This is a genomic window from Streptococcus nidrosiense (genome assembly GCF_042140045.1).
GTDB lineage: Bacteria > Bacillota > Bacilli > Lactobacillales > Streptococcaceae > Streptococcus > Streptococcus nidrosiense.
On the sequence record NZ_CP152419.1, the window covers coordinates 2,011,736 to 2,018,446 of the forward strand.

The following is a 6,711-nucleotide window of genomic DNA, read 5'->3' on the forward strand; positions in this document are numbered from 1 at the left end:
CTCCTTCTTAAAACTTTCCTCTATTGGTCAAGTCTTCCACCTTAGGCATCACTTCCTTATTGTCCCAATGTTCAACAATTTTTCCATTTTCTAAACGGAAGATATCGTACTGAGCATAAGCAACGCCATCAATCAATACCTGACCATAGCTAACTGCAAAATTCCCTTGCGTCAAGAGTTGGAAAACAAAATCATAGGACACATGGTGCTCAAGTACGTAGTCCTTATAAGCTTGGCTTCCTTGCCCAATCTCATGATTATGCTGGATCAGATCCTCTGCCACAAAGTCTTCCCATTGATCGAGCTCCTTGTTTTGGAAAATTTCTGTCAAGAAACGACGGACCAATTTTTTATTTTCCGCCGTCTTCTCCAAATCCTTGATTTCAAAATCTCCAAAGATCTGATCTAGTTGTCCATTTTCAGGTGTGCGATAGTAGTCAATAACGTCCCAATGCTCAACGATACGACCATTTTCATCTGCACGGAAAGTATCTGTCGTCACCCATTGGGCTTCTCCACCGTTAAGGTATTGGTGCACATGAACAAAGACCAGATTTCCATCTTCAATAGTCCGAACAATCTTGATTTCACGTTCTGGATGGCGCTTAAAAAAATCTGCAAAGAAAGCAGCGAATCCTTCTTTCCCATCTGGCACTCCTGTCGAGTGTTGGATATAGGTATCCCCTACAGAGCTCGCCTGCGCTTCTGCTACACACCCATCTTGAATAGCATGAATATAGAGATTTTGTGCATTTTGTGCTTGAAGGGACATGATTTATTCCTCGTTTTCTTTTTTCTTTAAATTAGTGATAATACGCGCTTGATAAGCTTCAAATTCTCGGATTTCTTGATCTGAAAAGCCTTGGTAGAAAATCTCTCCCAGTTCTTTGCTGACACGGTCACCGATTTCTTTTTGCGCCCAACCGAGGTCTGTCAAAGAAATATATTTTTTCCTTTTATCCTGCGTGCAAGGTTGAATCGTAACCAAGCCTTGTTCTTCCAATTTCTTAACCATACTGGTCAATGTATTATTGGCTAGACCCGTCGCAAGAGCGATATCGGTCGCTGTAGCGCACCCCAACTCTTGCTTCCACAAAATCGTTAAAATTTTTCCCTGTTCACTTCTGTATTGAGCATCTGCTTCCTTGTTCAATAGTTTTTGAAAGATACGCCCATTCAACAAACGAATCTGTAGAGCTTGGTAGCCCCCTAACATCTTATCCATTTTAACTCCTTTTTGTTCTATATCGAACCTTTTGAACTATTGTAACACTATAAATTACATCTGTCAACTATTTCGATATAGAAATATCAATTTTTTAATAAATCTGCGTAAATCGCGTAATCCAGATCTTTAAAAACATTGAATACAACTATCATATCAGGGTGTTTTTTCTGAAACTGTACAACCGTCTCTATCGCAATCTTGGCTGCCTCTTCATTTGGAAAACGAAATTCTCCTGTTGAGATACAACAAAAGGCTAAGCTTCTAAGACCTTTTTCATAAGCTAAGTTCAAACACTCTTCGTACGACGAGACTAACTGTCGTCTTTCCAAATCTGTCACTTCTTCATAGATATTAGGGCCCACTGTATGAAGAACATAGCGTGAAGGTAAGTTGTAGGCCTTGCTCATCTTTGCCTGACCTGTAGCTTCATCCCTTCCTTGCTCTTGCATGAGCTCATGACACGCTAGACGCAGTTCAACTCCTGCAGCTGTGTGAATAGCATTGTCAATACACGAATGATTAGGTACAAAACAACCTAAAAGCTTACTGTTGGCCGCATTGACAATGGCATCAACCGCCAGACGAGTGATATCGCCTTGCCACAGGTAGAGATTGGGCCAAATGGGAGTTAAGTCTCTCAAGTCTATAACTCCTTTTTCTAATAGTTTTTCTTGTAAATAACGGTCTTGTTGGTAGAGAAAGTCGGCTGTCACTGGTGCTGGATAGCGGACATTTTGAAGAGCCCGATATAAAACTTCTTGCTCCTCTACCTTTTCAGGAATCTCTAGTTCTGTCAATCCTTGCTCCCTTTTTAAAACATCAATCAAATATTCTAGTCTGCTAGCCATTGTTGGAGAACCTCCCTCATATCATCTTTTATAGAAATTGTTTTTTCTTTTGGAGTACCAAAGCCTTCAAGATCATCACGATTGAGACGAATCAAATGAGCCTTTGGAAATACCGCTGTCATTTTCTCAAAAGGATAACGAATGATGGTCGGCGTATTGTAACCGACACCCAATTCTAAGAAAACAACCTTTTGATCTTCTATCCCTTCCAAAAATCTTTGATAGGCTTCATAAGATTCCTCCCAAGTCTCATCTTGAACAAAATCCTGGTCTACACGTAAATGCATGGTCATTGGTGCCCCACAATGAGGACAATACGGTATCAAGTCGGTTGGAATTTTCAAGTCCTTGATTTCTTTTAGCATCTCCATGACAGCTCCTTCATTATCAAAGACTTGCTGGCGACAAGGGACGGAACATTGCCACTCTCCGTAGTTGCCCTGTACTTCAAAGAAACGTTCCGGAGCAAATCCTGTCTTCATAAACTGCCCATCTACATTGGTCGTAATCACAAAATAATCCTTGTCCTTTACCAAGTCGAAAAGATCTCTATAAAGTGGAAGTCCATCCGGTTGGTAACGATTATGATAGATATGTTTGGCCCAATAGCCCCAGCGCTCCTCAGGAGTCTCAAAAGGATAAAATCCGGCAGAATACATATCCTGCATGCCGTAACGATCAATATAATCTTTAAAGAAAACCTCAAAACGTGACCCTGAGTAGGTTAAACCCGCCACTGCAGATAAACCAGCTCCTGCTCCAATCACAACCTTATCTGCTTCTTCAATAATTTTCTTTGCTTCTTGAATCTTTGTCATCTTATCATACCTCAATTTCAAATCTTGCTTGGTAGGGAGGCAATTGTGTCAAATCATAAAAGCCTCCTACTGCTTTTTTAAAACGAAAGACTTGTAAGTGACTTCGTCCCTCTTCTGTCGGATAAATCTCATACATATATGGATTAGCTTCCAACAACTCTTCAAGATGCTCTTTTCCAATCCACTCCACCTGACCCGTTAAGGAAATGGATTTACGGTCCATGGTTCCTGCTCCTTGAGTCATCCCTGTCAACGCTACACGTCCATCTTCCTTAAGACGCTTGTAGAGGGGTTTAAAATCAGCTGTCAAAAAATAGACTGTTTTCCCATCCTCCCACATCATATCCATGACAGCTGTATGCGGATGTCCCGTTTCATCAACCGTTGCCACTACAACTGAATGAATCTCTTCGACTAGTACTTTCAAATAATCCATTATATAACACCATGTCTTTCTTTGAATTTTAGTTCCATATCGAACTTTACGAAACAATTGTAACTCTATTTGTTACACCTGTCAACTGTTTCGATATAGAAATAATAAAAAAACTTTCTACTCAAAAGCAGAAAGTCATTTTTTGATAAAATCAAACATGAATCACATCTGAATCATTCCTCTTAAAGAAACTACTATGCACCAGATAAGGACCATACTTAGAATTTTGACTATAAACCAAGCATAAAGGAATGATAAAAATTTTTATAAAGTAGAGTAAGCAAAAAAGTAAAAAAGAACTAAAACTAAGAGTCTTTAAATCAAAAAAGTAAAGATAAAATAAAAGTGAAGCATTTAATAGAATATTAAATCCCGTAGCAAAACTAGCTGATAAGATATTCATCTTGATCTGAGGATTAAAAAGTTTGACAGCAAATAAAGCCAATAAAGAAATATTATAGACACAAATTGGCTTGTAATCATGACGATAGAAAACTAAACATTTATTGTTATAAAAATTAATCCCACTACTAAAATTACTCGCCTTGTTAATCCAAACATGCGAAACTCCACTAATATCACTCCAAGGAACAAATAAAGCTAATCTTCTAAGATAAATCCCTTTTGGAGATATAGAAAATTTCCAAGGGCAAAGAAAATTTATGCCAATGCCAACTAAAATTAATAAAAGAATGCAATACACTAACTGTGTTTGATGAAAGCTAAAGGCGTAATTAAATATAGTAAATTCTTGAATTTCTCGCCCAGCAATTTGATAGACAACAAAAAGATATAAAAAAACTATAAATAGAACAAATCTATAATAAATACTATGAAACTTCACAATTTTTGGCATATATTCTCCTTACTGATAAAGTCATCATCGAATGACACTTTTCTATCTAACTTAACACAAGTATACCATTAAACACTCAAAAAGCATAAAAATGGAAGAAAGAGATTTTTATAAAAAGAGCTTGGCCAAGACCAAACTCTTCATTTTTCTACTCTTCCTCAACTAAGCGTTTAAACTCTGCTTGGATCTCTGTATTCTCTGTCGGTTTTAAGTACATGACACCACCATTTGTTGTTGGAGAATGAAAAACAATCGCTTCCCCTGTATCAGTTATCGCAAAAAAGTAGCTATGCACGTCCGGGTATTTATCCCAGTTACTATAGCGTTCCACAATTCGATACTTAGCGTTACCTAAACCTGTATCAGTGTATTCGGCATTCATTTTCTCGCTTGGTCCATCTCCAAAGGTATAGAGATTATCCGCACCAACATCACCACCAGAAATTCCTTTTTTGTAATTAGGTTGACCTAGTCTTTCGCCCCATCCTTTAATGAAGGATTCTAATTTTGCAGATTTGCTTGCATTCCAAGGAGCTTTTTGTTTCTCCTCAGAGATAAAAGAGCTAGTCGAAGTTTCAAATTTCTGCCAATCAAAACCTCTTAAATCAATTTGATCAGATTCAGTTTTTCCAAAATTAGATCCAATATAATTAGATTCTATTTGAAATTCTTTTTCCTGAAGTTTACTAGCCCTCTCTTGCTTTTCATTTAACTTATAAAGAGTTCCATAACCTTTACCAGTTCCTGACGACCAACTTAATTCAAGAATCTCCCCACCTTGATAAATAATTGCCGCATTCCTAGCTCCACCATGTCCTGCAGCAAAACCTTCTGCTAAAAGCACAGGTTTACCTTCTTGTAAAGAGTACACTCCAGTTAAAAAGTATTTTCCACTTAAATTAAGATTCGCTATAAGTAACTCCTCAACCCCATCATCATTTAAATCAACAAAAGAGTAACGCATATCATCTGAACGATTTTTAGCATTTTCAATAGACCAACTATTGATAGGACGTTCAGTAGCTTTTAAACTTTGATAAAGATTTGAAATTGCAGTTGAATCATTAGAAGTAGAAAATATTTTTTGGTAATCATCAAAAACTGACTTGTACAAATCTTTATAATCTTTCTTAGACTCCCCAGACTTTCTCTCGTTACTAGTAGTTGAAGTAGATAAACTAATATCATTACTAGAAAGCTCAGAATTTTGATTACTACAACCAATTGTAAAAAAACTAAATATAAGAATAAACAGATTTCCTACTATACTTCTATAACCCATAAAAATCTCCTCTTGAAATGAATGGTGACCATAGCTTTGCTTACATTATATCAAATATTTGAGAGTTTCAGTAAGATAAAAAACTTATATATACAAATACTAAGTAAATAAGTTCTATAATTCTTATATTCGATACACCTTCAATAAATACTATGTAGCTAAATATAATGTAAAGAAATCTCATAGGCCCTATAACAAGAGAGATTAACCATTATTTAAAGTTAACCTATAATACAGTTAAATGATTATACAAGCTTACAGGAAATTAAAGAAAAGAGCATTAACGCATTGAATAAATAAAATATGAATGAAAGATAAAAGCTAAGATAAAGCCACGAAATCATTAAAAAATACTTTTATACTCAGTGACTTTAACAACACAAAAATCTAGAATCTCCATAAATTTGAAAACAAAAAGAGCGAACCATTTTGTTTCGCTCCAGATAGTAAGTATTTATCACTCAACCACAGTTGACAAAGAGGGGAAATTTGATAATTAAAGACACAAAAAAAGAGCTAACAAGCTCTAATTACGGAGAATAAGGGATTCGAACCCTTGCGCCAGTTACCCGACCTAACGATTTAGCAAACCGTCCTCTTCAGCCTCTTGAGTAATTCTCCTATTAATGGGCACGAGTGGACTCGAACCACCGACCTCACGCTTATCAGGCGTGCGCTCTAACCACCTGAGCTACGCGCCCAAGTTAAATAACTTGGTAAATGAACTAAATGTTCAAAGCGGGTGACGAGAATCGAACTCGCGACAACAGCTTGGAAGGCTGTAGTTTTACCACTAAACTACACCCGCATAAAAACAAATATGGCGCGAGACGGAATCGAACCGCCGACACATGGAGCTTCAATCCATTGCTCTACCAACTGAGCTACCGAGCCTTATTGCGGGAGCAGGATTTGAACCTACGACCTTCGGGTTATGAGCCCGACGAGCTACCGAGCTGCTCCATCCCGCGTTAATAATAAAGGAGGATGTGGGATTCGAACCCACGCACGCTTTTACACGCCTGACGGTTTTCAAGACCGTTCCCTTCAGCCGGACTTGGGTAATCCTCCATAGTATTTAATGGACCTTGTAGGACTTGAACCTACGACCACTCGGTTATGAGCCGAGAGCTCTAACCAGCTGAGCTAAAGGTCCAACAAGATCATTATAGCGGCGAAGGGGATCGAACCCCCGACCTCCCGGGTATGAACCGGACGCTCTAGCCAGCTGAGCTACACCGCC

The 6,711-nt window shown here is 37.9% G+C and carries 7 protein-coding genes and 8 tRNA genes; all 15 read right to left on the reverse strand.

Annotated elements, in window-relative coordinates:
* Nucleotides 1-7: 7 nt before the first annotated feature.
* Nucleotides 8-772: an ester cyclase gene (locus AAFQ93_RS09590; protein WP_045763117.1), complete on the reverse strand. Its 765-nt coding sequence runs from the start codon at nucleotides 770-772 to the stop codon at nucleotides 8-10.
* Between the two features lie 3 nt (nucleotides 773-775).
* Nucleotides 776-1,225: a MarR family winged helix-turn-helix transcriptional regulator gene (locus AAFQ93_RS09595; RefSeq protein ID WP_375555300.1), complete on the reverse strand. Its 450-nt coding sequence runs from the start codon at nucleotides 1,223-1,225 to the stop codon at nucleotides 776-778.
* Between the two features lie 86 nt (nucleotides 1,226-1,311).
* Nucleotides 1,312-2,076, reverse strand: coding sequence for a protein-ADP-ribose hydrolase (locus AAFQ93_RS09600; RefSeq protein ID WP_375555301.1), 765 nt, complete (start codon nucleotides 2,074-2,076; stop codon nucleotides 1,312-1,314).
* The gene (locus AAFQ93_RS09605; RefSeq protein WP_375555302.1) at nucleotides 2,061-2,894 is read right to left on the reverse strand and encodes an NAD-dependent deacetylase; all 834 of its coding nucleotides are present in this window, start codon (nucleotides 2,892-2,894) and stop codon (nucleotides 2,061-2,063) included. The genes AAFQ93_RS09600 and AAFQ93_RS09605 overlap by 16 nt, the downstream gene beginning before the upstream one ends.
* Before the next feature lie 4 nt (nucleotides 2,895-2,898).
* Entirely contained in the window at nucleotides 2,899-3,330 is a 432-nt protein-coding gene (locus AAFQ93_RS09610) for a pyridoxamine 5'-phosphate oxidase family protein (RefSeq protein ID WP_045763114.1), read from the reverse strand.
* A gap of 151 nt (nucleotides 3,331-3,481) precedes the next feature.
* The gene (locus tag AAFQ93_RS09615; protein ID WP_375555303.1) at nucleotides 3,482-4,186 is read right to left on the reverse strand and encodes a hypothetical protein; all 705 of its coding nucleotides are present in this window, start codon (nucleotides 4,184-4,186) and stop codon (nucleotides 3,482-3,484) included.
* Between the two features lie 148 nt (nucleotides 4,187-4,334).
* Complete coding sequence (locus AAFQ93_RS09620) at nucleotides 4,335-5,468, reverse strand: DUF4767 domain-containing protein (protein ID WP_375555304.1); 1,134 nt, start codon at nucleotides 5,466-5,468, stop codon at nucleotides 4,335-4,337.
* Nucleotides 5,469-6,001: 533 nt separating this feature from the next.
* Nucleotides 6,002-6,089: transfer RNA gene (locus AAFQ93_RS09625), tRNA-Ser, on the reverse strand.
* A 6-nt stretch (nucleotides 6,090-6,095) separates the two neighbouring features.
* Nucleotides 6,096-6,169: transfer RNA gene (locus AAFQ93_RS09630), tRNA-Ile, on the reverse strand.
* 36 nt (nucleotides 6,170-6,205) lie between these two features.
* Nucleotides 6,206-6,276, reverse strand: a tRNA-Gly gene (locus AAFQ93_RS09635).
* A gap of 13 nt (nucleotides 6,277-6,289) precedes the next feature.
* Nucleotides 6,290-6,362 (reverse strand) — tRNA-Phe (locus AAFQ93_RS09640).
* A gap of 3 nt (nucleotides 6,363-6,365) precedes the next feature.
* Nucleotides 6,366-6,439 (reverse strand) — tRNA-Met (locus tag AAFQ93_RS09645).
* Nucleotides 6,440-6,449: 10 nt separating this feature from the next.
* Nucleotides 6,450-6,539: transfer RNA gene (locus AAFQ93_RS09650), tRNA-Ser, on the reverse strand.
* 11 nt (nucleotides 6,540-6,550) lie between these two features.
* Nucleotides 6,551-6,624 (reverse strand) — tRNA-Ile (locus AAFQ93_RS09655).
* A 13-nt stretch (nucleotides 6,625-6,637) separates the two neighbouring features.
* Nucleotides 6,638-6,711, reverse strand: a tRNA-Met gene (locus AAFQ93_RS09660).

What these genes read in the sequence shown, in the direction of transcription:
- AAFQ93_RS09590 (WP_045763117.1), bottom strand. Translation starts at nt 772, where the DNA reads ATGTCCCTTCAAGCACAAAATGCACAAAATCTCTATATTCATGCTATT.
- AAFQ93_RS09595 (WP_375555300.1), bottom strand. Translation starts at nt 1,225, where the DNA reads ATGGATAAGATGTTAGGGGGCTACCAAGCTCTACAGATTCGTTTGTTG.
- AAFQ93_RS09600 (WP_375555301.1), bottom strand. Translation starts at nt 2,076, where the DNA reads ATGGCTAGCAGACTAGAATATTTGATTGATGTTTTAAAAAGGGAGCAA.
- AAFQ93_RS09605 (WP_375555302.1), bottom strand. Translation starts at nt 2,894, where the DNA reads ATGACAAAGATTCAAGAAGCAAAGAAAATTATTGAAGAAGCAGATAAG.
- AAFQ93_RS09610 (WP_045763114.1), bottom strand. Translation starts at nt 3,330, where the DNA reads ATGGATTATTTGAAAGTACTAGTCGAAGAGATTCATTCAGTTGTAGTG.
- AAFQ93_RS09615 (WP_375555303.1), bottom strand. Translation starts at nt 4,186, where the DNA reads ATGCCAAAAATTGTGAAGTTTCATAGTATTTATTATAGATTTGTTCTA.
- AAFQ93_RS09620 (WP_375555304.1), bottom strand. Translation starts at nt 5,468, where the DNA reads ATGGGTTATAGAAGTATAGTAGGAAATCTGTTTATTCTTATATTTAGT.